The sequence below is a fragment of the Geomonas diazotrophica genome (assembly GCF_019063885.1).
Classification (GTDB): domain Bacteria; phylum Desulfobacterota; class Desulfuromonadia; order Geobacterales; family Geobacteraceae; genus Geomonas; species Geomonas diazotrophica.
Window position 1 is genome coordinate 1,789,775 of the sequence record NZ_CP077684.1, and the last position, 25,544, is coordinate 1,815,318.

Here is a 25,544-nt window from a genome sequence, read left to right on the forward strand (position 1 = left end):
ATCCCCCACCCACCTGATAAGCGTTTCTTCCGTTAAAATTATTTATTCTTCTCTCTTTTCCCCTAAAAAGGGGGTCCAGTACCCCCCTCCGCAGCCTCCCTATTTCCTCCACAAGTAGCAGTATTTCACGTCTTTTTTTTAATCCTTCCTGTGGTTCTTAACTAGCCATTCGCATTCCGTTTTTTGAATAATCCAATTCCTGAGTGGAATGGCTGTTGCTGTAACTAGGGGTAATTGCCCATGCGATGGGAAATTATCCTAGTCGATCTGTTCGGGTTAGCCTCATTAAGATTGCGACTTTTATTGGTTTTGTTGTCGCAACAACCTGTTCCTGACCGGGGACGTCGACAGCACACTGCTTATCAAGCTGGGTGGGTTTACCCAATTGGTGGGATATTTCCCCCAGCACAACCACAAAGGAGGTACGAAAGGATGAAAAAACTGTTCGCAGCACTCACCTGTTTGGCCATGCTCCTGGCGCTCAGCGTTCCTGCAGCACTGGCCGGCAGACCGGTCGCCGACAAAACCGCGCCGACGACCACCGCTTCCCCCCTGGGTGGCACCTTCACCAGTGCCGTCACCGTGACCCTGTCGGTCAACGAGCCCGCCACCACCTACTACACGACGGACGGATCCACTCCGACCACCAGTTCGACCGTGTACAGCGCGCCCTTGACTTTCAGCACCACGAAGACGCTGAAGTACTTCTCCAAGGACACCGCCGGGAACCTGGAGACCGTGAAGTCGCAGACCTACACCATCTCCGGGTCCACCTCCACCCACGCCACCCTGACCTGGACCGGGTACGCCATGTGCTCCTCCTGCCACACCAGCCAGGCACAGGCCATGTACCAGGGCGTGCACTACCAGTGGAAAGGCTCCGCTGCCGAGATGACCACCGGCCCGGCCACCCAGGGTAAGATCGATGCCACCGACGGCTCCTCCGCGCTCAACGCCTACTGCATCAACATCCAGGGCAACTGGGGCCCCTGCGGCGCCTGCCATGCCGGTACCGGTGCCAAGCCGGTTGCGACCAGCACCCCGAGCTCCGCGCAGCTCGCCTCCATCGACTGCCTCATGTGCCACGCCGATGCCACCAACGCCCCCTACAGCCGTGTACGTAACGCCACCACCGGCCTGTTCGAGCCGGCTGCAGGTCTCGACATGAATCTCGTGGTGCAGAAAGCCGGCCAGAAGCCGACCCGCAAAAACTGCCTGGGCTGCCATGCCAAGGCGGGCGGCGGCGACGCCGTCAAGCGCGGCGACATCGCCCTCGCTTCCGGCACCACCTCCGACGTCCTCTACGATACCCACATGGCCATGGGCAATGGCGGCAACATCCAGTGCCAGGGATGCCACAGCTTCGTCGGCCACCGCGTTGCCGGCCGCGGTTCCGACCTGCGCCCCGAGGACAGCACCACCGAGGTAACCTGCTCCACCACCGCCTGTCACCCGACCAAAGGCACCGCCACCGGCCACACCACCACTGACGTCAACCGCCACGTGACCCGCATCGCCTGCCAGACCTGCCACATCAACAAGTACGCCAAGAACGCCAACGACACTGCCAACACCGAGGCCACCGAAACCAACCGCAACTGGCAGGTAGCCGAGTGGAACGCCACGCTCAACCGCTACGAGCCGATGCCGACCAAAGCCAACGACCTGGTTCCCCAGTACGCCTTCTGGAACGGGACTAGCTGGGGCAACAACGCCCTCAACGCCGCCGTTCTCGACACCGCGACCAACGCATACAAGATCTCCCGTCCGGTTGGCGCCATCAACGATCCGGTCGGCACCAAGTTGTTCCCCTTCAAGTACAAGACCGCCAACCAGGCTCTGGCCAACGGCAAGGTCGTGACCATCTCCACCGCCACCTTCTTCGCAACCGGCAACTACGACCAGTCCGTCAAAGACGGCATGACCTACATGGGGATCCCCAGCACCACCGCCTACACCAACGTCACCACGGATGAGCTCCAGGTGCTGAACCACCAGGTGCCGCCGGCAACAGGCAATGTGCTCGCCTGCGCCTCCTGCCACCCGAACGCAACTGCCACCCAGGTCAAGCTCATCACCAACCTGGGCTACGGCCTCAAGGCACCCACCTCCGTGGTCTGCTCGCAGTGCCACAATGAGAAGTCCCCGCGCGACTACGTGAGCATGCACAACCATGTAAACGTCAAAGGGTACGACTGCTCGCTGTGCCACAACTTCTCCCGCCCTGAGCGTGGGCTGAAGATGACCCCGAACTAACGGGACCTGCAGCACCTTTCGACAGGGGCGACCTTCGAGTCGCCCCTGTCACTCAGTAACCGTCCGGGGGAGAGAGCGGGCTGAGCCCTGCACCGCCGAACCGGCGGGAGCACTTGAGGCAGGTACCGTCCCTGTTATTTCGACTTTTGCATAGGAGGTAATCCGTGTTCCATTTCGCCACCCGTCTGTTTCTAGTCCTCATTCTTTTAAGCATGGGGGGGGTCGCTCCGGCTGCGGTGTGGGCCGCAGTGAACGACAGTTTCACGGTCGAGGTCGCCGACGTGGGGAAAGGCGCAGATTTGGCCGCGCTACTGAAAGGGAAGGGGTACACCACGGTGGTCCCTGCCAAGAACATGTGGGTGAGCGACCCGCAGAACAACTGCGCCGTCTGGATCGGCAAGAACGTGCCGCTGGAGATGCTGCGCGCGGTGCTCCCTGAGGCGATGCGTTTCAACCCCTACCTGAAGTTTTTCTACGTGGTAGGCGACCGGGGAGAGAAGCCACCGCAGGCGGTGGACAACACGGTGCACGTCGGAGGGAGTATCGAGGCGGCGCTGGTGAAGAAGTTGAACATCATCGACCAGCAGGAGATGCTCTCAGCATTGGGTAAGGCGACCACCCTGGAGGATCTTCATCGCTACCTGCACGACAAGAACAAACCCAAACCGGAAGAGAAGCCGGCCTCGTAGGCAGGCCCGGGACAGGCGAATGGAAAACGGCCGCATCCTTTTCAGGACCGGCCGTCTTTGTTGTTACCCCTCTTGCGTACGCCCAGTTACATGAAGTCCCTGGCGTTGATGACGAGGCCGCTGCGGGTCCCGTGAATGCTGGCCCAGTAGGCCTGGGCCACCTGCTGCGCAGGCATCCCCCCGGAGCTGTCCATCCCCAGCGCCTCCAGGGTCTCCTTCACCCACGGGGGGCTCACCACGTTGATCCTGATGCCGCGCGGCAGCTCGAGCGCCGCGGCCCGCACGAAACCTTCCAATCCCGCGTTGACCATGCTGATCGAGGCGCTCCCGGGCATGGGCTGGTGGCTCAATACCCCGCTGGTTAGGGTGAAGGAGCCGTTGTCGTTGATGTAATTCATCCCGATGCGAACCAGGTTCACCTGCCCCATCAGTTTTCCCGAGAGGCCGGTCTGGAAGTCTTCGTCGGATAGTTCCGGCAGGGGACCGAAGCGGGCCACCCCGGCCGCGCAAGCCAGGGCGTCGAACGGCCCCACCTCCTGAAACATGTTCTCTATGGAATCCTTCCTGGACATGTCGACCAGATGATCGCCGCTTTTGGATGCGACCTTGATCACCTCATGCTCGGTCGCCAGAAGCTTCGCCACCGCCTTGCCGATGGTCCCCGTCGCTCCCACCACTATGATCCTCATAAGCCTGTCCTCCCGTATTGGCGCTATGGCGTCCCCGGACTCGACGGGCGAAGCCCCTCTAGAGGCCGAGGTACAGCGTGAAGTATATCTGATCTTCTCCGCCTTTGTTGAAGCCGTGGGCGAATCCGAGCGCCGGCGTCACCTTGGCCCAGTATCCCAGGGTAAGGTCGGCGCGCAGTTCCACCCCGGCGCCCACCCTGGTCTCGTCGGCGTGGAATGATCTGTGGTCGTCCCAGACCTGGCCCGCGTCGGCGAAGAGAGCGCAGTGGAGTTTCTCCGCGAAGGCGGGTACGGTGCCGATGCCGTGCAGCGGATACATGATGGGGGCCCGGTACTCCACGGTGCCGGTGGCGACGTATTTCCCCGCCATGGAGCGCACGGGGTAGCCGCGCAGGGGGAACTTGTTCAGGTCGGAAGGGGGGCCGCCCAACTGGAAGGCCTGCTGGCCGTACTGCAGGTCGCCGTCGGCGAGGGCGCCGGCGAGGCGCAGGTAGACGACCTGGTGCCGGGGCGACTTGATCGGGAGCCGCAGGTACTCCTGGTAGGTGGCGCTGTACTCGGAGAGGTTGATGTCGCTTCCCAGGTCGCGCGAGTAGTAGCGGTACAGGAGCGAGATCCGCCTTCCTTCTTCGGAACTGACCGAGTAGGGGTACTTGAGCACGTTGTCGAAGTCGATGCCGGCATAGAGGTTGTCCCGGCGCCCCTGGAACACGGGAACGCCGTAGAGGGTGCCGTTGGGCTGCAGGGGGGTGAGCGCCTCCTGGTTGACGATCTCATAGCCGGCGAGCAGGCGGTAGTGCGATTCGAGCCGGTTGATGGGGACGGACGCCTCCACGGAGAGGCCGCGGTTGAGCTCCCAGTAGTCGTTGCCGTTCTGGTACAGGTCCGCATATAAAAACGGCTCGGCATGGGCCCGCAAGGTCAGGGTCGGGTAGAACGAGTCGTTGCTGTAGAGCAGGGTGTAGTAGCCTCTCTTGCGCTCCCCGCTGTAGGCGGCGCTCAAGGCATAGGTGTGGTAGCCGAGTACGTCGGCGCCAGCGGTGAAGGCGCCGATTACGGTGCCGTTCGGGCCGTCGGCGTAGAGGCGGGGGAGCCAGAAGCGCGGTAGCAGGGTCTTGAGCGCATTGTAGTCGTTAGGGGCGGCGGAGGCCGGTAAGACCTGGGAAGCATGGGAAGCATGGGAAGCATGGGAAGCATGGGAAGCCTGGGAAACCATGGGAGCCACGGGAGCCACGGGAGCCACGGGAGCGGCAGCCGGCGAAGCTGTGGATGCCGGGGAGGCCGGGGAGGCAGTGGCCGAAGACGCGGCGGCTGCGGAAGATGCTGGCGCCTGCGGGGTTGCTGCCGGGAGGGCGCGGGTCAGGGGGAGGGCGGGCCCGCGCTGCTCGCGCCACTGGGTGCGGTCGATGCGCATCTGCGCAATCTTGAAGCCGCGCGAGCTGTACCTGGCAAGCAGCAGACGGCTCCCGTCAGGTGCGGGCTCGGGCTGCAGCGCGCCGGAAAGAAGGTGGCTTACCTGGTAGCTCTTCCCTTCGCGCAGGTCGTAGGCGAAGACGTTGAACACCCCGGTCTCGTCGGACACGTAGTAGATGACCGAAGCGTCGGGAGACCAGGCGGGGTAGGCGATGGTGTTGCCGGCGCTGAACAGGGGGCGGTCGCTCTTGCCGGTCACGTCGTAGATCCTGAGGCTGCTGGTCCCGGCGTTGTCGGTGAGGACGTAACAGATGCTGCGCCCATCGGGGGAGAAGCGCGGGGCGGAGACCCTCTCTTCGGAGAAGGTGGTGACCGCGGCGGGGACGAGCTTTCCCTGGGGGGGATCGGCTGCCATCACGACCAGGTTCTGGCTGCCGCGGCTGCTGGCCACCCCGGCAAATAGTTTCCCGTCCGGTGAAACCTGCACATCGCCCAGGCGCTCCCCTTCGGTGAGACGGGTACTCACTCCTCTCTCCAGGTCGTAGACGTAGAGATCCTGGTAGATGTTGAAGCCCCGGTTCACCTCCGCCTGGGTGAAATAGATCTTCTTTCCGTCGGGGGACCAGCTCAGGCTGCCGTCGGACAACTGGCGCCTGAAGCCGGCCACTTTCTGCCCGGCGGCATCGGTGACGATGACGGAGGTATGGTCGTGCGGGTCGCGCCTGGTGAAGGCGATGCGGCTACCGTCCGGCGAGAAGCGCGGGGCCACCAGGTTTTCCCCGTCGTCGTAGACGGTGGTCAGCGGCGTGAAGGACTCCCTTGACAAGAGGGCGATGCGCCGGGACTGCTCATCCTTGAGCGACGCTATCATGTCCTGGTACACCTCGCGGTAGGTCTTACCCTCGAAGTTTGTCTTGGCCGGCGTGCTGATGGTGTAGGGGACGCGCCCGGCGTGGGCCAGCGCCAGCTTCCCGGCGACGTCGTTGCCGTAGGTTTCCGCGATGTAGCGCTGCAGGCGGTAGCCGTAAATGTAGGGGAGGTGCCCCGACGGCCAGTTGGGCATGTCGCCGTTGATCTGGTCCACCGTGGGGAGGTTGTCCTCCGCGACGGCGGTCCTGAAGATCATGTCGTAATAACTCCCCTTGCCACGTCCCTGGCCGGTGTACTTGGTCTCCGCCCAGGTCGCCATACCTTCGTGCCACCAGCGCGGCAGGAAGGTGTTGGGGGGTGCCGTGGCCAGGAAGAGCACGGCGGAGAGCGGGTCCATCCAGGGGAGGGGCTTGCCGAAGATGGCGCGGGTCACCTTTGAGTAGCCGCGTGCCGGATCGGCGGAAACGATGTGGGCGTACTCGTGTGTGAACAGCACCTTGAGCCAGTCGTCGTACTCACCGAGCGTCGAGGAGAGGGCGGGAGGAACCACCTGGAGGTAGATCGTGTTGTAGGGGATGGTGATGGCCAGGCCGTTGGTGAAGTCGCTGTCGTCGATGAGCACCACCTGGGTCTTTTCCGCAGGGTGCCACTGGAATTCCCGGGTCAGCCTGGCGTAGATATCTTCGGCCATCCCGGCGGCTTTTTGGGCCACCCCTTCCAGTCCCTGGTGGTAGTGGATGGCGAAGTGCTCGGTTTCAACGGTGGAAAACCGGAACGAGGTGTCGATTTTTGCGGCATGTGAGACGGATGCGAGGCATAGCAGCGCAACGACGGCAAGGCATAACGATTTCATGCAGTTCCTTTGCAAAAACGGTTGAGGTCGTCAGGGCGGGGAGGGGCGCTACTCGAGCCCCAACAGCTCCCTTCCCTTGGGATATTCGATAACCAGGTCGTAGGAAACCTTCTTCTTCTCTGCCGGCGCGAGTTCGACCTTCCACACCAGCGTCCCGTCTTCCTTATACTCGGACGGCTTGGGCGAGGCATCCTCGACGCCTGCTTTGATCTCGGCGTTCCCCGGCAGCGGCTGCTGGTCCTTGAGCGACACGGTCACGGCGCGCTGCTTGTAGTTCTCCAGCTCCATGGTCACGTGGTAGGTGACGCTGCTGCCCCCGATGAGGCCTCCTTTCTTCTTTACCCGAGCCACTTCGCGCTTCACCTTTACCTGGTCGTCGCTTCCGAAGTAGAGGTCGAACTCTTCGCCGGAAGCGACCGTCTTCAAATGGCTTTTGCCGACGAAGGTCGCGTCGTTGAAGATGCTGGCTTCTCCCGCCAGCAGCGGGAAGGGGGTGCGGTTGGTCACCGTGGACTTCAGGTAGACCCGGGGGGAGAGTTTGGGCACCGACACATACTCAGCGACCACGGGAACGCTCTCCGCGGCGATCACGCTTACCGAACGGGTGCCGTCCGCGGGCACGTCCACCGGCTGCGCAACCTGGAACTGGACCGAGGTCTGTCCCTGGGCCACTTCCGCCGGTACGATCCCTGCCGGTTCCATCCGGTCCTCGGCGGGGGCGGCGCCGTAGGCCCGTTCCTGGAGCGGCGCCGGGGCCGGGGCAGCGGCGCCGATCTCCATCTTGCTCCGGCTCAGGTAGGGAATGGGACGCGGAGGCTCGTAGAAGGAGATGCGCCAGGGGGTGAGCTCGGGGGCGCCTCCCCCGGAAGCCGGGTTCGCTGTGGAGAGGGTGAGCTTCACCTGCGGCCAGCTCTCGCCGGTCTTCTGCCAGACCTGGGCCCGGTAGGTGAGCTGGGCATCCTTTCCGTCCGGCGCGAGCCTGACGTCGTAGGCGGGCGCCCAGCTGGCCTGGGCGACGAGGTAGCTGAGGTCGAGATCGAACTTCATGTCGCGCTCCGCCTCGATGGCCACCTGAACCGAGCGCACCTCTTTCATGGGCTCGGCCCGGTATTGTTCCAGTTCCTTCCTGAGTGCCGCGATCTGCTCCAAAAGCGGTTTCTTGGCGGCATCGGCGTCGTAGAGTTCATCCTCGATCTTGCCGGTGTTGTCGCCCACGAAGCGCACCGCCTCGGAGAGCTCGGCGGCCGTGGGTTTGCCGAGGCTTAGTTCCTTGGAGATCCGTTCCCCCCAGCCGACGCGGATGGAGTCGACGAAAGCACGCTGGGCGGCCAGGGCTTTGCGCCGCGCCTCTATCGCTTCCACCTTCCGGTTCAGCCGGGCGATCTCGTCCTCGAGTTCGCGTACCCGCGGGTCCTTGCTGCGATCGAGGAAGACATTCTTGACGGTGAGCCCTGCAATGCGGGCGCGCCCGGTCCCTTTCCCCTCGGCCCGGAGCGATTCCTCGGCCATGAGCTGCGGCATGTTTTCCAGGGTCACCAGGTTGGTTCCCGTCTTGAGCGCCACGCTCGCCTGGCGTGTCACCTGGGCGCTGTCTGAAAAGACGGTCACCGCCGTGATCCGGGAGGAAGCGGTCTGGGTGGTGGTCTGCGCCGCGAGGGCGAGCGAAGAGCCAAGGAGCAGCAAAAGCGAAAGGGGAAGACTCATGATTTTCATAGATACCTCGCGTTCCTTTTCAGCTTTTTTTCTTTGAGGCGTGGCTGTAGTACTTCAGCTTGATGTTCTCCCACATCACCAGGCGCTCGCCGAGCATGGTCATGACCCGGACCTCGCCATCCTGGGAGATGACGAAACCGAGGGTGCCCGGGTTCTGGCAGCAATAGCGCATCATCGACCTGTGCCGGGTACCGAAGTGGTTGTAGTTGACCGGGCGCAGCTTTGCCTCGCTCCCCATCCGGTCGGTGGCGATGAACACCCGGTCCGGCTCCTGCCAGTTCCTGATTTCGACGCCGTAGCCGCGCACCACGAGGTTCGGGTCCATGACCACCAGTCCGTCCACCCGGGTCAGCAGGGCGATGAACCAGATGACCCCGTCGATCTCGTTCTTGTTGGCCCGCAGTTCCTTCTCCAGGCGCCGCAACTGCTGGAACTGGTCGGTGGATAGTCCTTTTGGTTTGGATTCGCCGTGCCCGAGCAGGTGCTGTTCCAGGAAGTCCGACTTGATCTTGGTGACCGCGTTGGACTGCAGCGAGGTGGGGAGCCGGTCGTAGTTGATGCCGTACTTTACGTTCAGGTCGTCCGGAGTGATCTCCGGCGTGATCAGGATGGCGCCGCCGTTCTTGATCTTCTGGATCCTGAGCAGTATCCGGCACAGTACCGATATCCACTGCTGGGCATGGAGCTCGTCAGCGGCCCCCGGCGCCTGGTAGATGTCGTCCGGGATGTGGCTGCGCACCCCCTCCAGGAATCGGTCGATGCCTGCTGCCAATAGGTCGCGCACCGGCCCCTCTCGGAACAGGTCAAGCGAGTGGCGAATAACCTCGTTCACCCTCAGTTCCGCCACCTTCTCGTAGCGCATGTAGACCGCGATGATGCCGATCCCCTCGACGCTGGCCTGGAAGACACCGGGACGCTCGACCTCGACCTCCGCGCTCCGGTTCAGGAACTTGTGGAAGCGGTTTTGCTGGTCCACCAGTCCCCAGATGAAGAGCTGGCCCAGTCGGTCCGGCCAGATCACGAACGAGGAGGTGCGCAGGTCCGTGGACTTGGCGATCTTGACCACGTTGGAGACGGTGAAGGGGATCGGGTCGGCAAAGGGGATATAGCTCCAGCGATCCCGGGCGGGGTTGCGCGGAGGCTTCGGATCGGGCTGGCTCGGGTCCAGAAAGACCATGTGGAACAGTACCGGCTCCGCCTCCTCGGTGCGAAGGCTTGAGTAGTACATGGTCTCCATGAGCTCGATGATGATCTTTTCGTCCGGCGCGGCGGCTTTGCGTTTGCGCAGCTCGGTGCAGACGAATTCGGCCAGGTGGCGCGGGGTCTTGTTTTTGATCGGCATGGCCGGCGGCACCCCTCGTGTATTACGGCTTCGGGTACTGGGCGAGTTCCAGCAGGATCCCTTCCGGCCCGTAAAAGTAGATCAGTTTCTTTCCCGTCTTCTGCCAGACCTGCACCTCCCCGATGAACTGCACGCCGTGGCCGCGCAGCCTCGCCACCTCGGCATCTATGTCGGTGACAGCGAAGGCGAGATGGCGCAGACCGATGCGGTTGGCGATGCCGATCCCGGCATCGGGGTCGCCGCCTGCGTCGAACTGCAGCAGCTCGATGGAGAGGTCGGAGCCGGGGTGGTGCAGGGCGGTGAACTTCCCTCCAGCGCAGCGCACGCCGGTCAGCTTCTCGAGGAAGTCGGTGTCGAGGACGGAACTTATGCCGGGGGTGAAGCCGAGCAGCGCGAAAAAGGCGGCCGCCGCTTCCAGGTCGCGTACCACGATGTTGAGATGATCGATGCGAGAAATCATGAGAGCCTTGTCGACTGCCGCAGGCCGGCAGCGGGGGTGAATTGTTAATGAGGATAACAACCTTTGAGCGTTGCGCAACGCAGTCGGTCGATGGTTTAGTCGCGGGCGGCGGCTCGCTCAAGGTTCACTTTCTATAGCGCGTCCGTGACGCCAAGTCAATGAGAATGGATTCAGCTCTTCAGCTTCGGCCGAGCGGTACCGAAACGTACTGTTGCAGCGCCCCGGTCGGTGTACCTTTGTGGGTGCAAGCTGCTGTTAATATTGACGTTTTGCAATACTCTAGTATGATGATGGGTTATTGTGGAATTTTTGTTGACTGTTTTGGTTTATTTACGTATGGTGGCTAAAATCGCACGATGTTGTGAAGTATCTTTGATTGCCGGAGGGGCAAAATACCCATGAGGATAGACCAGAAGAAAATGCGGGAGCTTGTCGCTCGTACCTCCCCATATTCCCCCGACCAGTTGCGGCGGGAAGCAAACGTCTTCTACGTGGGGGGGGATCTCCCTGAGCGGCAGACCATCGAGACGCTGTACGACAGCCACTACCAGAGTAACGCCGCCCTCTTTCACCTTACCTTCGGGGAGGAGGAGCGCTTCCCCAACGCCGAAAACCTCGCCCGGCTGATCAAGAAAAACTTCAACGCCTACCTCGTGGGAAGGGTGGATTTTTGCCCCTCGCAAAAGATGGTGGAGCGGGCCTATGCAGCCGGCGTCGACATTCTCGACATCCCGCTGCACGCCTACGACCATGCCCGCTCCAGGGAGCGCGGCTGGCAGATGGAGGAGCGCCTGCGCTCCCTCGAACATGCTCGTGCCGTCTTTCCGCGCTGGTCGGTGGTGTCTTCCCTTGGCGCCGGGAGCGAACCGGCCGGTTCCACCGTTGCCGGCATCGATGCCTTGCTGGAGCGGGAAATCGTGCCGCTGGTGCAGCTTTGCGACGAAGGCGCCGCACTCCCACCCGAGCAGCTCACCAGGATCTTCAACCACCTGCAGCGGGGGTGGCAGCAGAAAAAGGTGCTGCTCAAGCCGCTCCTGCCGCTGGTCTTCCTGACCTCGCCCTTCGCTCCCGCCGCTTCGAAAGGGGTCCTGCGCGGCTTCATCGATAGCATCGAGGACCGCAGGCTCCTGGCGGGCTCCGATCTGAGACGCTTGCTCCGGGTGAAAGAAGTGGCAGAATCTTACGAATCTTCCGGCCTCTAATTAGGAGTGAAGGTATTGAAGTCGAGCAACGAGGGCATCCCGCCGCAGATGGAACCGAAGCAGTTCCTGGACAAACCGCTGAAGATCGACAACCGTCCCCTGTGGCTCATCGTGCTGGACCGCACCGCCCGGTACCAGGTGATGGCCGCCGTCGCGCTCGTCATCGCATTCCTGATCCGCTTGAGTCCCCCGGAAGGACTCTCCGTCGAGGGGTACCGTTCGCTGGTGCTCTTTGGCGCGACCGTTTTCTTCTGGATCTCCGGTCTGCTACCGATCGCCGTCACCGCGCTCCTCTCCATGGTGATGCTGCCGCTTCTGGGCATCATGGACGCCAAGAAGACCTACTCGATGTTCGGCAACGAGTCGGTCTTCTTCATCCTCGGCGCCTTCATCCTCGCCGCGGCCCTTACCGGCACCGGCATCTCCGCCCGCCTCGCCCGCGCCATGCTGGCCAGGTTCGGCAGAACCCCCGCCCGGCTCGCCCTGACCGTCTTCCTGTTGTCCGCCTTTCTCTCCTTCATTATGAGCGAGCATGCCGTGGCGGCGATGCTCTTCCCGGTGGTCACCGAACTGGCAACGGCCCTGCGTCTGGAGAAAGGGAAGAGCAGCTTCGGGCGCCTGCTGTTCATGTCCATGGCCTGGGGGTGCATCATCGGCGGCATAGCCACCTTCCTCGGCGGCGCCCGCGCACCGCTCGCGGCGGGGCTGCTCAAGGAGGCGACGGGGCTTCATTTCTCCTTCGTCGAGTGGTCCACCGCGGCCTGCATGATCGTCTTGCCGCTGCTCGTCCTGGGGTTCTCGATCCTGCTCAAGTTCTTCCCGCCGGATCTCGACAACGTTGAAGTAGGGCTTAAATTCCTGAACGGCAAACGGCTGGAAATGGGGAAGATCTGCTACGACGAAATCCTCACCGCCCTGGTCATGGCCGTCACCGTCGGCGGCTGGATGTTCCTGGGCGAGAAGACCGGGCTTGCCGCCATAGCCATCCTGGGGGCCGCGGCCTTGTTCACCTTCAAGGTGATCTCCTGGCAGATGATCGAGGAGTACGTCAACTGGGGCATCATTCTGATGTACGGCGGCACCATCGCGCTCGCCTCCGCCCTTGAGAAGACCGGTGCGGCGGTCTGGGTGGTGAAGAAGGGAATGGGGGACCACGCGCACGCTCCCCTTGCGGTGATCGCGGTCATCTCCCTGGTGGCCATCCTCGTCACCGAGTGCATCAGCCACGCCGCGGTGGTGGCGATCCTGATGCCGGTCGGGATGGGGCTGTGCCAGACCACGGGGATGGATCCCAAGGTGATGACGCTCTCTATCGCGCTCCCCGCCGGCCTGGCCTACTGCCTTCCCATGGGAACCCCTGCCACCGCCATCGCCTACGCCTCGGGGTATCTGAAGAGCCGCGACATCATCGTGGCGGGTGCCGTGGTGATGGCCATCTCCTGGCTCCTCTTCATGGGATCCGTGGTGTTCATCTGGCCCCTGCTCGGGCTGAAGATCTAAGAGGAAAGCATGATATCCAAGAAAACCAAGTACGGCCTCAAGGCCTTGATTTACCTGGCACGCAAGTACGACCAGGGGCCGATCCTCATAGCGGACCTGGCCCGTGACGAGAGGATCCCCAAGAAGTTCCTGGAGAACATCCTGCTCACCCTGAAGAACAGCGGCATCCTGCAGAGCCGGAAGGGGAGGGGAGGAGGATATTTCCTGGGACGACCGCCTCAGAAGGTGACCTTCGGCCAGGCGATACGGGTCATGGAAGGGCCGCTAGCTCCGGTTCCCTGCGTCAGCGAAATGGCCTATGCCAGGTGTCCTGAGTGCAGCAACGAGGCGACCTGCGGCATCAGGCTGGTCATGAAGGACGTCCGCGACCAGATGGCGCGCATCCTGGACGGCACCACGCTCGCCGACGTGATGATAAAGATGGACGAGGCGGGCGCGCTGCAGGACGATGTGCTCGATTTCTGCATCTGACACCGCTGCCGGCGCTTTAAACTGCCAGTCAACACTTCCGCCCACATCCCCTCTCCCCCGGGGAGAGGGTCAGGGTGAGGGCCTTGCCACGGGCAGCGTAACAGCAGCGGGCGGCACCCTCACCCGGCCTTTGGCCACCCTCTCCCAGAGGGAGAGGGGATGTACCGGACTCGGCCTACGGCACCAAGTTCCCGGCGGCCAGCTGGTGCAACGCCCCGGGGAGCGGGCAAATGGGCTTATCGTGAAAGGGGGGCGCTATGAAATACGATGTGGTCGGTCTGGGCGTCTGCACCATGGATCTGCTCATGGTGGTAGATGAACTGCCCGGAAGCGAACTGGTGCAGAGGGCGCATGCTTCGGCGTTGGCGGGTGGAGGGCCGGTGGCCACAGCGCTGGTTGCCTTGGCCCGGCTGGGCGCGCGGACCGCGATGCTGGACCTCGTGGGCGACGATCTTATTGGCCGGATGATCATCGCCGAGCTTGATACGGAAGGAATCGACACCGCAGGCGTGGCGATCGACGCCGGCAGCACCTCTGCGCAGGCCGCTATCCTGGTCAGAAAAAACGACGGGGCGCGTGCCATCACCTTTACGCCGGGAACCTCCGGCGAACTCCCCGTGGCAATGCTGAACGAAGAGGCCATCCGTGCGGCCAGAATACTGCACCTGAACGGACGGCACTGGCAGGCCTGTCTCAGGGGCGCGCACGCGGCGCGGCAAGCCGGGGTGATGGTCTCTTTCGACGGCGGTTCGCACCGCTTCCGGCCGGAACACCGCGAACTGTTGCCGATGGTGGATATCTGCATCGTAGCGGAAGAATACGCCGCGAGCTGCACCGGAGCCGCCTCCCCCGAGCAGGCCGCCCAGGCGCTTTTGCAGTGCGGCCCCCGGGTGGTCGGCGTCACCTGCGGGATGCAGGGGAGCTATCTCCTGTCGGCTGACGGCGAGGCCTTCCACCAGCCGGCTTACCCGGTGGACCAGGTCATCGACACAACCGGAGCCGGCGACGCCTACCACGGCGGCTTTCTCTTCGGCATTGCGCGAGGGCTCTCCCTGAGGGAGGCGGCGCGCTTCGCTTCCGCAACCGGCGCCCTGAACACGCGCGCCCTGGGGGGACGAGCCGCTCTGCCTACCCTCTCCCGACTGCAGGCTTTCCTCGAGACTCGCGGCTAGCGCCTGACCGGCGCCTGCCGCTGACCCGCCCAGATACTCCACAGCACCAGCATCCCACCCACGATCTGCAGGGACGTGAGGCTCTGTCCCAGCACCAGGAAGCCCAGGGCGGTGGCCATCACCGGGCTCAACAGCCCCAGCAGTGAAACCGCGGACGGCTGCAGCCGCCGGATCCCCCAGAAAAAGATCATGTAGGTGATGCCGGTGCCAAAGACGCCGAGGTAGGTGTACCCGATCACGTTTTTGACGGTGAGGCCCGCGAGAGGCTCCTCGAAGAGCAGCGCGAAGGGGAGCAGGAACAGGCCGCCGAAGACCAACTGCCAGCCGGTAAAGGCGGCGATGGGGAGTGGCGTCGCCGACCAGCGCTTGGTGAGGACGGTCCCGAGGGCCATGCAGGCGGCGCCGGCCAGGGCGGCCGCGATGCCCATGGCGTCGAGACGCGCGGCCGGGGTGAGCACCAGCAGCGCCACGCCAACCACGCCGGTTCCCGCAGCGATCCAGGCCAGGCGCGTGGGCGTGCTCCCGAGGAGCGGGCGGGAGAGCACGATGACCGCCAACGGCTGGGTCGCGATCACGGTAGCGGCCACACCGCCGGGAAGCCGATATGCGGCGATGAAGAGCAGTGCCTGGAACACCCCGATGTTCAAAAGCCCAAGAAACAGCAGCCGCCACCGCCACTCCCCCTCAGGCGCTCGGCGCTGCAGGGCGACCATGATCAGCCCGATGGGGAGCACGCGCAGCAAGGCCGCGGTGAGCGGGTGGTTCGGCGGGAGCAACTGCGTGGTCACGATGTAGGTGCTGCCCCAGATGCAGGGGGCGATCGCGGTGACAAGGGAGGTGCGCAGCAGGTGCCGGTTCTGGTCGGTTGTCATGGTCACTCGACCCTTTCCCGTGGCGGCGGGAGGAACAGCGCGGACACCATAGCTACGCTGGTCAAAAGGCCGCTGATCAGGTATGGCGTGGTGAAAGCCCCGGATGCCTTGGCGATGATGCCGGCACCGGCCGGTCCGATCACCTGGCCTACGCCGAAGAAGATGGTAATGGTGGCGAATGCGGCCGAGGCGCGGTTGAGACCGAGGTATTCTCCGACCGCCGCCGCCATGATGGCGGGGATGGCGAAGACGGCCGAGCCGTAGAGGATCAGCGAAACGATCAGGCCGGCCGCTCCCGCCTTCACTCCAGCCAGGAGATAGGCGGTGCTCTGCACGGCGAAGACCAGCGCGAGTCCGCGCTTCCTGCCGATCCGGTCGGAAAGGGTGCCGAAGCCGATCCCGGAGAAGAAGCTGAAGAAGCCGACCCAGGACCAGTACAACCCCGCACGCGCTTCGGAAAGGCCGTATTCCTTTACCATGGTGGTCACGATGAAGGTGCCGTACACCATGAAGGTGACGCCGAAGACCAGGTAGAGCATGCCGAGGTGGAATAGCACCCTCCCGTCGCCTTTATGCTCGTGGCGCAGAAACTGCTCCGGCGAGGGCTCAACCTTGCGCCCGACCGGCTCCAGGCCGAGGTCGCAGGGGTGGTTGCGCAGCAGCGCGGCCGCGACGCCGGCCACGGCGAGGCAGATGGCTCCGAGCGCGATCCAGCCGCTGCGCCACCCCAATGCGCCGAGGTTGCGGTTGAGGAAGGGGATCAGGAAACCGGCCAGGATGATGCCGATGCCGTTGCCGGCGATGACCAGTCCCGCCGCCTTGCCGCGCTGCTCGCTGCGGAACCAGTAGGTCACCAGGGCCATGAGCGGGATGTTGGTGAAGCCGCTCCCCACGCCGACCAGGGCGTAGAGCGCGATGATGGAAAGCAGGGAGGATGAAGCCCCGATCGCCATCATACCCACCCCGATGACCAGGAGGCCCAGGGCGGCCATGCGGCGCGGCTTGAGGCGCTTCATCAGCCGGGGAGCGGCCAGCACCGAGAGGAGATAGCCGACGAAGTTCCCGGTGCCGATGAAGCCCATGCGGTCGTAGGTGAGCCCCAGTCCCGCCTGCATCCCGGGGAGCAGCATCGAGTAGGCGTAGCGCGCCAGCCCGAAGCAGGAGAAGAGCCCGAGCGCCGCGGTGGCGACGATGATCCAGCCGTAATGTATGCGCCCTGGCGACCCGGTCAGATGAACTCCTCGAAGTAGTCCAGATCCTTGTGGAAGGTCTCCTGCAGCCGCGACAGGGAGAAGAGCGCGATAGCCAGGGTGAGGACGCCCACCACGATGGCGCCGGTTTCGAGGCCGAGGCTTTTACGGGCGACCTGGAACAGCATGGTGATGGGGATGGTCATGCCGCGCACGAAGTTGGGGACGGATGTGGCCACGGTGGCGCGCAGGTTGGTGCCGAACTGCTCGGCGGCGACCGTAACGAAGATGGCCCAGTAGCCGATGCCGAAGCCGAGCAGGCAGCAGATGCCGTAAAAGGCGCCGGCGCTCACTCCTCCCGCAGAGAAGTAGACGGTGACCGCGGCGACCGTGATCAAAAGGAACATTAAAACCACCTTCTTGCGGCTCTGCATCACCTGGCTCAGCACCCCGCTCGCCAGGTCTCCGCCGACCAGCCCGAGGTAGCAGTACATCACCGCGTTCCCCGCGCTCACCGTCCCCTGCACGTTCAACACCTTGGCGAACTCCGGCGAAAAGGTGATCAGCACCCCGACTACGAACCAGGAGGGAAGGCCGATCAGGATCGAGTGCAGGAAACGTCCGAAACGGTCGCGGGAGGTGAACAGCGCCAGGAAGTTACCCTTGGACATCTCCCGCGACTCCATCCCCTTGAACATCCCGGATTCAGCCACGCTCAGCCTGAGCACCAGGAGCATCAGCCCGAGAATGCCGCCGATGACGAAGGCGGTACGCCAGTCGAACTGCTTGGCGACAAAGTTGGCGAGTATCGCGCCGGAGACGCCGACCGTGGCGACGATCATGGTTCCGTACCCACGGACGGAGCGGTGCAGCACCTCGGAGACCAGCGTGATCCCGGCGCCCAGTTCTCCCGCCAGCCCGACGCCCGCCAGGAAGCGGAGCAGGGCGTAGGCCTCGATGGAGTGGACCGTGGCGTTGGCGAGGTTGGCCAGGGAGTAGATGAAGATGGAGCCGAACATGATCTTCAGGCGCCCCTTGCGGTCCCCGAGGACACCCCAGAGGATGCCGCCCAAAAGCATCCCCGCCATCTGCATGTTGAGCAGGAAGACGCCCTGGTCGATCAGTTCCTGACCCGCCAGTCCGATCCCCTTCAGGCTCGGGACCCTCACGATGCTGAACAGCACCAAGTCGTAGATGTCGACGAAGTAGCCCAGGGCCGCCACGATCACCGGGAGGCCCAGCACCTGACGAAGCATGGCCTGCTGATTTTCACTTGTTGATGTCATGCTCGTCTCCGCTGATTCTTTAGGGTTAGCGCTCCGGGCAGGGGGTAGCGGTCGCGTCGGGGAGTTCGGTGAGCGGTTTCAGTCCGATGGCCAAGGCCGCCCGGGCCTGATCCGGAGCAATCTCGAAGATGGCGATGCGACCGTCGGGAGCGCCGCAGACAGCGGGATACATCCTGCCGTCGACACCGCAGCTGGTCTGGGTGACCGTGATGCCGGCAGTGAGGACGTCCCGCTCGACCTCGGCCACGGTCTTGCCTCCCCCCGTGCATTGGACCGAGCCGAGCTGCTGGTAGAACTTCACGCCGCTGTCGGGCGGGTTTTTGAGGAGGCACATGCAGCCGGAGAGAAGGGAGCAGGCGACCATGAGGGCCGCTGTGCGGGCGGAAAGGCGATAGTGGTGTTTGCGCAGGTGGGTGGGGCCGAGATCGAGGTTCGCCATAGCTCCTTCCGTTAAACTGCAGGTGTAGTCCGGTTTATTAGAAATTTTATTCTAATACACCGGGCGCCGTGGCAAAGTCAACGAGAATACGAGCTCACTGTTTTACTGCAGAATCGGCCAGGTGTGGCAGATGCCGGTCCCTGCCAGAGGAGCCTCAACTTGGACATGAGGCTTGGGTGGAGACGGGGGGGAGCCAACGCTCCCGCCCCGTCAGAGCGGCGTTACTTCGGCGGCTGGGGGAAAAGGACGTAAGGCCCGGCGGGCTCTGCGCCGGGTGGCAAATAGGCGGGCGCTTTCTCGCCCCGGGGGCCTGAGGCCTTGAGATAGCGGTATATGGCGCGGAGATCCTCTTTGGACATGGCGCGCAGGTCGTACCAGGGCATGGGGGGACGGGTCTCCGCGGCCTGGGCGAAGCGGATCCACTGCTTTTCCGACATCTGCGCAGCGAAGTTCCTGAGGTTTGCCGGGTAGGTGGTTCCCCAGGGGCCCTTCCAGCCGAGCTGGTCGCCGGTCAACCACTGTTCCTCGGCGACTTTTCCGGCACCCAGCGCATAGCCGCTGGTGTGACAGTCGTTGCAACCGCCTATCTGTACCAGATAGCGGCCCCGTTCCACACTCTTGGCATCGGCTGTCTTGCCTTGCCCCGCTAATGTCAGCTGTGCCGAACCAAGGAGCGCCAGTAGCGCTGTTCCCATCGCGATCTTTCGAAATACAAGCATGTCTCTTCCCCCTTTATTTTGCTCAAGAGATGCAGAACTGCATGATTGTACCAGTCGTACCGACTGCTAAAAGATGCCGCCGGGTTCCGCTTCGTTTATGACCAACGGAAACGGTTGCCGAACTTACCCATCGGCCCGCTCGTCGCCGTGTCGCCGGGTGGCGGCACAGCTTCCTACGATCCGATCGCGTCCCTTTTCCTTGGCCTCGTACAAGGCTCCGTCCGCCGCTGACAGAAGCTGCCTGATAGTGTCTCCGTCCACGGGGAATACCGCGACACCTGCCGAGATGGAGATCCGCCCGACGTGCTGCCTTCCCACGACCAGATTCAGCCCTTTCACCGCGTCCCTGATCCGGTTGCCGATCTCAAAGGCCGTGTCACAGTCGGCATCGGGAAGGATGAGGGTGAACTCCTCTCCCCCGAAACGGCAGGCGATGTCGCTGTCGCGGACATTTTTCAGCAACACTTGACCGACCTCCTTGAGGACATGGTCACCCGCCTCGTGGCCGAAAGTGTCGTTGAACTTTTTGAAATGGTCGATGTCCAGCATGACGACACTGAGCGGCTGCTTGGTTCGGGTTGCCCGGCTGATTTCCCGCAGAAGCGATTCTTCCATGTGGCGCCGGTTCAACAATCCCGTCAGCGGATCCCGTATCGAGAGTTCTCTCAGCTGTTCCCGCAACTGCAGGTTCCGTATGCCGAGCGCCACTTGTTCCGCGAACCCGGTGGCCCTCATCTTCACCCTGGCCAGTTCGTCCGGCTCGGTTGCCCAGGGCACGTGGAGGTAGAGCGTCCCGAGGGTTTCATGGTGTGCGGCAAGAGGGATGCAGAGGTGCGTTCCGCTGCCCCCCTCGACGTGCAGGCACTTCACATCGGATTTGGCGACAGTGGCATGCGCCTGTCCTAGCCGCATGGCCCAACACTGGTCCGGGGTGAAGGGAGCCAGGTTCGCGGCACCCCAGGTCGCGGTATCGGTCATCAGTGTTCTCGATGCGTTGATCAGATAGATCGCGCCCGCATCGTCAGGGAAGAGCTTTTCCCCATAGCAGGAGAGGATCCCCCGTGCTTCCTCGAGGGTGGAGCAGGACTGCAGCAACTGGGTCATGTTGCTCAAGTCGGAGATGTCCCTGTTGGCGGCCTGCAGATCCCCTGTGGCAACGAGGTGGCTGCGCGACTCGTGGCGCGCTATGTAGTAGCTGAGGCTCAGCAGGATGATGGAGATGGAGATGCCCGACAGAACCACTACGGTCAGGATCAGCAGGGTCGTATGCTCTTTGCTGCGTCGCTCACCCAGTAACTGTTTTTCATGGTCCTTGATCTCATCGATGCGTACGCGGACGGCGGTCATGAGGGTGGTGCCTTCTTCCGTCAGCTGTGCCTGCTGGGGGGCCAGGTACCCTCTCCGGTCGAATTCGGACAGGGAAACCTTGAAAATTGTCAGCTTTCTTTTGATAAGCTCCGACACCTTGGCAAGCCGTTGCTGCTGCCCCCCGTTGTCGACCGTGAGCCGTTGGACCTCGCGGAGATTCTCTTCGGTTTTCTGGGCGAACAGTTCGCAACGGGCCTTCTGCTCGGCGTTGCCGGTCAGTACGTAGGCGCGCCTGCTGCTTTCTGCCTGGAGCAGGCCGTTGCTGAGATCGTCCACCGCCATGATTACATCATAGGTATGCTGGGTCCGGTCGTTGGTCTCCGCCAGTTCCGTCCTGATGTGGTAGGACAGAAAGAGCATCACTGTCAGCAGCAGCAATGCCGCAGAGAAAGTGAGGTCGATGGTTCTGATTCGGTTGTGGGAGTTGTTGAAGTAGTGGCTCACGTTTACGGCCTTTGCCTGATGAATTGAAGCTTCCTGCTGCAGGTAGCACAGTGAATGTTATCGGCCCGGCGGACATTTAACTTTAGTCGCAGCAGTCGCAGTTGCCGCCTGCAGAGCAACATTGTTCATTATATTCTGGGACGAGAGTATTGAAAGAAGTTTGAATGTGAAAATAACGGGTGACTCAAAGAGGGTGATTGTTGCACGAAGGCTAAGATCCTGACCGTAGCAGCGCCAGGAGCTCCTCTACGCTCGCCTTGCCGGAGAGGTCGCTTTCATCGAGCAGGCTGTCGGCGAGCCCGCGCTTTTGCTGGTGCAGGCCGACGATCTTCTCTTCGATGGTTCCCTTGGCGACGAGACGGTAGATGGTCACCGGGCGCTGCTGACCGATGCGGTGGGCGCGGTCGGAGGCCTGGTCCTCCACCGCGGGGTTCCACCAGGGGTCCATGTGGATGACGTAGTCGGCGGCAGTCAGGTTGAGCCCGACGCCGCCGGCTTTGAGGCTGATCAGGAAGAGGTCCCCGGCGCCGGACTGGAACGCGTCCACCCGCAGTTTGCGCTCTGGCGCGGGGGTGCTGCCGTCCAGGTACTGGTAGGGGATGCCGGCGCGATTCAGGTAGCCGCGAATGATCTGCAGGTGCCCGACGAACTGGCTGAAAACCAGCGCCTTGTGACGGTTCTCGCGCAGTTCGTCCAAGATCTCGGCGAAGGCCGCCAGCTTTGCGCTCGGAATGGCACTGTCCGGCAGCACCAGGCGCGGGTTGCAACAGGCGCGGCGCAGCCTCATGATCTCCGCCAGGATCTTCAGGTGCAGCTCTCCCTTTCCCTCCACCTTGCCGACGCCGGCCAGGTTGTCCAGCGCGCTCTTCCTGATCGCCTCGTACAGCGCGACTTCTTCCATACCGAGCTCTACCGGGATGGTGATCTCCGTCCTGGGGGGGAGTTCCTCGAGCACCTGGTTCTTGGTGCGGCGCAGGATGAAGGGCTGGATCAGCCTTTTCAGCCTCTGGCGCGCCTTCTTGTCCTCGCTTTTCTCGATGGGTGCGGCGTACCTCACGTTGAACTGTTTCAGCGAGCCGAGCAGCCCCGGATTGATGAAGCGGAACACGTTCCAGAGTTCGCCCAGGTGGTTCTCGATCGGGGTGCCGGTGGCCACCATCTTGAATCGTCCCTGGAGCTTCATGGCGGCCTGGCTCCTCTTGGTCGCCATGTTCTTGATGGCCTGCGCCTCGTCCAGGACGACGGCCTGCCACTGCACCGCCTCGAGCAGTTCGGCGTCCTGTTGCAGCAAGCCATAGCTGCAGATGACGAGGTCGAGCGGCTTGAGCCCCTGCAGCAGTTCGGATCGTTTCGGGCCGCCGTAGACGATGCGGTTCAGGGTCGGCGCGAATCTGGCGGTCTCGCTCTCCCAGTTCAGGCAGACCGAGGTGGGCGCCACCACGAGGGACGGGCCCTGCGGCGCCATGCTGAGGATCTGGGCCAGCGCCTGGACCGTTTTGCCGAGCCCCATGTCGTCGGCGAGGCAGGCGCCGACGCCCCAGTAGGAGAGCCGGTTCAGCCAGTTGAAACCCTCGACCTGGTAGCCGCGCAGCTCCGCCTGGAGCGTGCCGGGAAGCTGCGGCCTGAAGGCCTCGGCCTCGTGCAGCCGTTTCATCTGCGCCTGCCAGTACCGGTCGCCCTGGAATTCGCCCGCTTCCGCGGCGAAATCCTCGAACAGGGAGGAGGCGAGGGGATGGAAGCGGAAGGCGGCGCCGTGGGGATCGGCGCAGGAGGTGAGATCGTCGAGGTAGCGCCGCAGCTGGGAGGAGAGGGCAAGGAATTCGCCGTCGCCCAGTTCCACGAAGCGCCCCTGCGCGTTGCGGGCCAAATCCACCAGCTGACGCAGGTCGAGGGCCAGCCCCTCGTTTACCTTCACCTCCCCCTCGAGCTCGAAGTAGTCCTTGGCCTGCCTCACGGAAAGCTTGCAATGTCCGGGGGTAACCGTCTGTTTTACCTTGAAGCGGGCGCCCTGCGGCCAGGAAACCCGGACCGATTCGCCAAGCGCCTGCAATTGCACCAAGAGTTCCAGCGCATTCTCCGTCGCGGGAATCAGCCACTCACCCTCGATCTCCTCTGTCTCTCCCAATACCGTGAGCTGGGCCAGGGCCGCGGCGGCGCATTCCTCCTCCTGCTTCAGGTCGCGCCTGGTCTGAACCCGCTTCCCCTCGACCTCGGCGAGGACCGTCTCGCCTCCGGCACCGGGACGGAAATAGGGGCCCGCGTCCGAGAAGGGGCGCACCAGGAGCTGCAGCCGCAGTCCGCCCTGGTACGGCAGCAGGTGGAAGTGCGGGGTGGCGTCCCCCGGAATCTGCCCGGCCGAGTCGACGCCGATGTCCGAGTGCACGGTGAGGACCGAAGCGAGCGAGTTTATCGCGGCGAGCGCCTGGTCCTTGGCCCGGGCGGGAAGCTTCAGGCCGGCGCCGATGATGGCTGCGATCTTCTTGTGCTCGCTTCTGGCCTGGTAGACCTTGATCCGCGTCGGGGTCTCCTTCTGGAGGTACAGCTTCTGATCCTGCTGGAAAGGGGGGAAGAACTGCAGCTGCAGGGTCTCCCCCTGCGCGGTCAATTGGATTTCCGGTTCTCCGTGCACCAGCTCCAGGCGAACCGAGGCGGCAGCGTCGAGGTAGACCTGCGGGTGGCCGACCATGAGCGGCACCGCCTGGTCCTGGTCCAACACGTAGCTCTCACGGTTATAGTAGCCGGCGCCGCGATCCTTGTTGATGCAGGCGCAGATGAGGCGGTCCTGGGCGCTGAGGAAATCGAGACTCTCCGCTTCCTCGACCAGCCGCTTGAGCGCGACATTTCGGCCACCGCTCCACTTGCCGTTGGGCGTCTGCTTCTGCTCCCTTGGGGTGATCTGGAAGAAGCCGCGCAACTCCTCGAAGTGCCAGATGAGGCGCGACTGGGGGGCTGCCGGGTCCGTCGCCTCCTCGCTGTTCAGGCGCAGCAGGGCCGAGATGGAGCTTTGCCAGGATTCGACCGGGGCCAAGGCGCGATACAGAGGCGTCGCTGCGGCCTCAGGGGAGGGTGACGGTGCAGAAGGTGGCGACGGTGCGGCAGGCTCGCTCGCCTGCTCGATCTCGCGGGCAAGCCAGAGTTGGCCCGCGTCCTTCAGCCGCTGCACCAGGCCGGCAAGCTTCTTGGCCTCGCGGCGATGCTGATCGCTTGCGCACCAGTAGAGCGCCATCAGCCGGAACAAGGCGTGGAGCGGGCTTTGGGGGGCGCGCTGCAGGGTCGCCTCCTGGAGCTCCTTGCTGCTGCGCCCACCTTGCCGCTCGCCGATCACACCCTGAAGGACGTGGTACACCTCCTGGTCCGGCCACTCCCTCTTGGCGGCGATGAAGCGGCACAATTCCGCGGCCTCCTCCAGGAGTTTCGCTTCCTGGGTGGCGAGAAGAGCCAGGATGAAGAACGGGCCGGTGCCGTCGTCGAGGTACGCCTTTCTCTTGCCGGTCTCCTTGCGCAACGCGGAGAGGGCCAACCGGAAAAGCTCCAGGGAGCGGGCGTACTGGCCGCGCTGCAGTGCACAGCAGGCGAGCACGGCAATTTGGGTGGAACTGCTCCCCTCGATTGCGGCCGCCCCGGCATCGGACGTGCGGCCACGCCACAACAGCTCCAGGCAATAAAGGTCGAGCAGGTAATGGGGGACGTCGGGGCGTGCCGCCAGTTCTGCAAGTGCGCGGAAGGGGGCTTCGGCGGGCGTCAGGGTGCTTCTCGCGGAGGTGAGGTGCGCCTGCAGCGCCGCCCCCTGCAGCACCACGGGGAGGGAGCGGAACCACGGCTCGTCGAAGGGGTGGAAGCAGATGGCGTCGAAGGGGTGGCTGCGCTGGGCCTCGTAGGGGAACTGGCGCAGGTAGCGTTCGGCGGCATCCAGGGCTTCCCTTGCATCCTTGCGGTAGACGCCGATGCGCACGTCGCGCAGGGCGTGCGCCGACAGGCGGTAGAAGTTGCTCCCCCAGTTGGAGACCATGGGGATTTCGGCAACCGCGGCACGGACCATCGGCTCGAATGCGCCGCTCTCGATCGCGTGCAGGGTCGCGGCGTGGGCGACCTCGGGAGAGCAGGAAATTCCCTCGCCGGTGTGGCGGACCAGGCCCAGGTTCTTCAACTCCTCCAGCATCTCGGCGAGGACCAGGCCGGTGTAGCTCCGTCCCGGAGGTGCGGCAAGTCCAGCCTTCTTTACGATGTTGAGCAGTACGTGCTTGGAAAGAGGCGCGTGAATGACGGAGAGGAGCTGGACGAGCGCGGACAGTTGGGGCGTGCAACGGGCCAAGAGATCATGCGGTTTGGGGTGAAGTTGTTTTGGCTGAGTCACCTGTTCGGACCTCTGGACGTTGGGAGCGCCGGCCTTGCTCGGATATGGCGTTGACCGGCTGGGATGTGGCATAGGCCTAGCCTGGATGTGGCATTGACCTGGCTCGTATGTAGCATCCCCTCTCCCTTTGGGAGAGGGTGCCCGAAGGGCGGGTGAGGGAGATGCCACGAAGCCGTGATGCTGCCTATTGCGGCACCCTCACCCCTGCCACTTTCCCGGCGGGCGAGGGGGGGAGAGCAGGG

General features: G+C 63.5%; 18 protein-coding genes. 6 read left to right on the forward strand and 12 right to left on the reverse strand.

All coding sequences use genetic code 11. The features are described from left to right. Positions 1–432 precede the first annotated feature (432 nt). The gene (locus KP003_RS07825; RefSeq protein ID WP_217300578.1) at positions 433–2,256 is read left to right on the forward strand and encodes a chitobiase/beta-hexosaminidase C-terminal domain-containing protein; all 1,824 of its coding nucleotides are present in this window, start codon (positions 433–435) and stop codon (positions 2,254–2,256) included. Between the two features lie 164 nt (positions 2,257–2,420). Further along, positions 2,421–2,945 carry a hypothetical protein gene (locus tag KP003_RS07830; protein ID WP_217300579.1) on the forward strand — a complete coding sequence of 175 codons (525 nt, stop codon included), beginning with the start codon at positions 2,421–2,423 and terminating at the stop codon, positions 2,943–2,945. 86 nt (positions 2,946–3,031) lie between these two features. On the opposite strand, the gene KP003_RS07835 is transcribed toward KP003_RS07830, so the two are convergent. The 5 genes from KP003_RS07835 to KP003_RS07855 are packed head-to-tail and all read right to left on the reverse strand — an operon-like array spanning position 3,032 to position 10,285. Next, positions 3,032–3,634 carry a short chain dehydrogenase gene (locus KP003_RS07835; protein WP_216498053.1) on the reverse strand — a complete coding sequence of 201 codons (603 nt, stop codon included), beginning with the start codon at positions 3,632–3,634 and terminating at the stop codon, positions 3,032–3,034. A 58-nt stretch (positions 3,635–3,692) separates the two neighbouring features. Further along, positions 3,693–6,770 (reverse strand): BamA/TamA family outer membrane protein, encoded by a 3,078-nt coding sequence (locus tag KP003_RS07840; protein ID WP_239027631.1) that lies wholly within the window; start codon positions 6,768–6,770, stop codon positions 3,693–3,695. 48 nt (positions 6,771–6,818) lie between these two features. Further along, on the reverse strand, positions 6,819–8,483 hold the full coding sequence (locus KP003_RS07845) for a mucoidy inhibitor MuiA family protein (RefSeq protein ID WP_217300580.1): 1,665 nt from the start codon (positions 8,481–8,483) through the stop codon (positions 6,819–6,821). Positions 8,484–8,502: 19 nt separating this feature from the next. Beyond that, positions 8,503–9,825, reverse strand: a complete 1,323-nt coding sequence (locus KP003_RS07850; protein ID WP_216498051.1) for a putative sensor domain DACNV-containing protein — start codon at positions 9,823–9,825, stop codon at positions 8,503–8,505. A gap of 22 nt (positions 9,826–9,847) precedes the next feature. Further along, entirely contained in the window at positions 9,848–10,285 is a 438-nt protein-coding gene (locus KP003_RS07855; protein ID WP_217300581.1) for a VOC family protein, read from the reverse strand. 398 nt (positions 10,286–10,683) lie between these two features. On the opposite strand from KP003_RS07855, the gene KP003_RS07860 reads away from it, so the two are divergent. From KP003_RS07860 to KP003_RS07875, 4 genes are all read left to right on the forward strand, one after another. Further along, the gene (locus KP003_RS07860; RefSeq protein WP_216498048.1) at positions 10,684–11,487 is read left to right on the forward strand and encodes a hypothetical protein; all 804 of its coding nucleotides are present in this window, start codon (positions 10,684–10,686) and stop codon (positions 11,485–11,487) included. A gap of 48 nt (positions 11,488–11,535) precedes the next feature. Beyond that, complete coding sequence (locus tag KP003_RS07865) at positions 11,536–12,987, forward strand: SLC13 family permease (protein WP_217300690.1); 1,452 nt, start codon at positions 11,536–11,538, stop codon at positions 12,985–12,987. Between the two features lie 9 nt (positions 12,988–12,996). Continuing rightward, positions 12,997–13,458, forward strand: coding sequence for an RrF2 family transcriptional regulator (locus KP003_RS07870; RefSeq protein WP_217300582.1), 462 nt, complete (start codon positions 12,997–12,999; stop codon positions 13,456–13,458). A 257-nt stretch (positions 13,459–13,715) separates the two neighbouring features. Beyond that, complete coding sequence (locus KP003_RS07875; protein ID WP_217300583.1) at positions 13,716–14,630, forward strand: carbohydrate kinase family protein; 915 nt, start codon at positions 13,716–13,718, stop codon at positions 14,628–14,630. On the opposite strand, the gene KP003_RS07880 is transcribed toward KP003_RS07875, so the two are convergent. From KP003_RS07880 to KP003_RS07910, 7 genes are all read right to left on the reverse strand, one after another. Continuing rightward, positions 14,627–15,502 carry an EamA family transporter gene (locus tag KP003_RS07880; RefSeq protein WP_216498263.1) on the reverse strand — a complete coding sequence of 292 codons (876 nt, stop codon included), beginning with the start codon at positions 15,500–15,502 and terminating at the stop codon, positions 14,627–14,629. The two genes, KP003_RS07875 and KP003_RS07880, sit on opposite strands and share 4 nt — an antisense overlap. Positions 15,503–15,504: 2 nt before the next feature. Further along, entirely contained in the window at positions 15,505–16,632 is a 1,128-nt protein-coding gene (locus tag KP003_RS07885) for an MFS transporter (RefSeq protein WP_236026784.1), read from the reverse strand. A 98-nt stretch (positions 16,633–16,730) separates the two neighbouring features. After that, on the reverse strand, positions 16,731–17,978 hold the full coding sequence (locus KP003_RS07890; protein ID WP_216791444.1) for an MFS transporter: 1,248 nt from the start codon (positions 17,976–17,978) through the stop codon (positions 16,731–16,733). A 25-nt stretch (positions 17,979–18,003) separates the two neighbouring features. After that, entirely contained in the window at positions 18,004–18,417 is a 414-nt protein-coding gene (locus tag KP003_RS07895) for a hypothetical protein (RefSeq protein ID WP_216791445.1), read from the reverse strand. Positions 18,418–18,638: 221 nt separating this feature from the next. Continuing rightward, a complete protein-coding gene (locus KP003_RS07900; RefSeq protein ID WP_216498043.1) occupies positions 18,639–19,136 on the reverse strand; it encodes a hypothetical protein in 498 nt (165 codons plus the stop codon). A gap of 123 nt (positions 19,137–19,259) precedes the next feature. Beyond that, entirely contained in the window at positions 19,260–20,948 is a 1,689-nt protein-coding gene (locus KP003_RS07905; protein ID WP_216498042.1) for a diguanylate cyclase, read from the reverse strand. 211 nt (positions 20,949–21,159) lie between these two features. Then, positions 21,160–25,260, reverse strand: a complete 4,101-nt coding sequence (locus KP003_RS07910) for a DEAD/DEAH box helicase (RefSeq protein ID WP_239027633.1) — start codon at positions 25,258–25,260, stop codon at positions 21,160–21,162. Between the last annotated feature and the right edge of the window lie 284 nt (positions 25,261–25,544).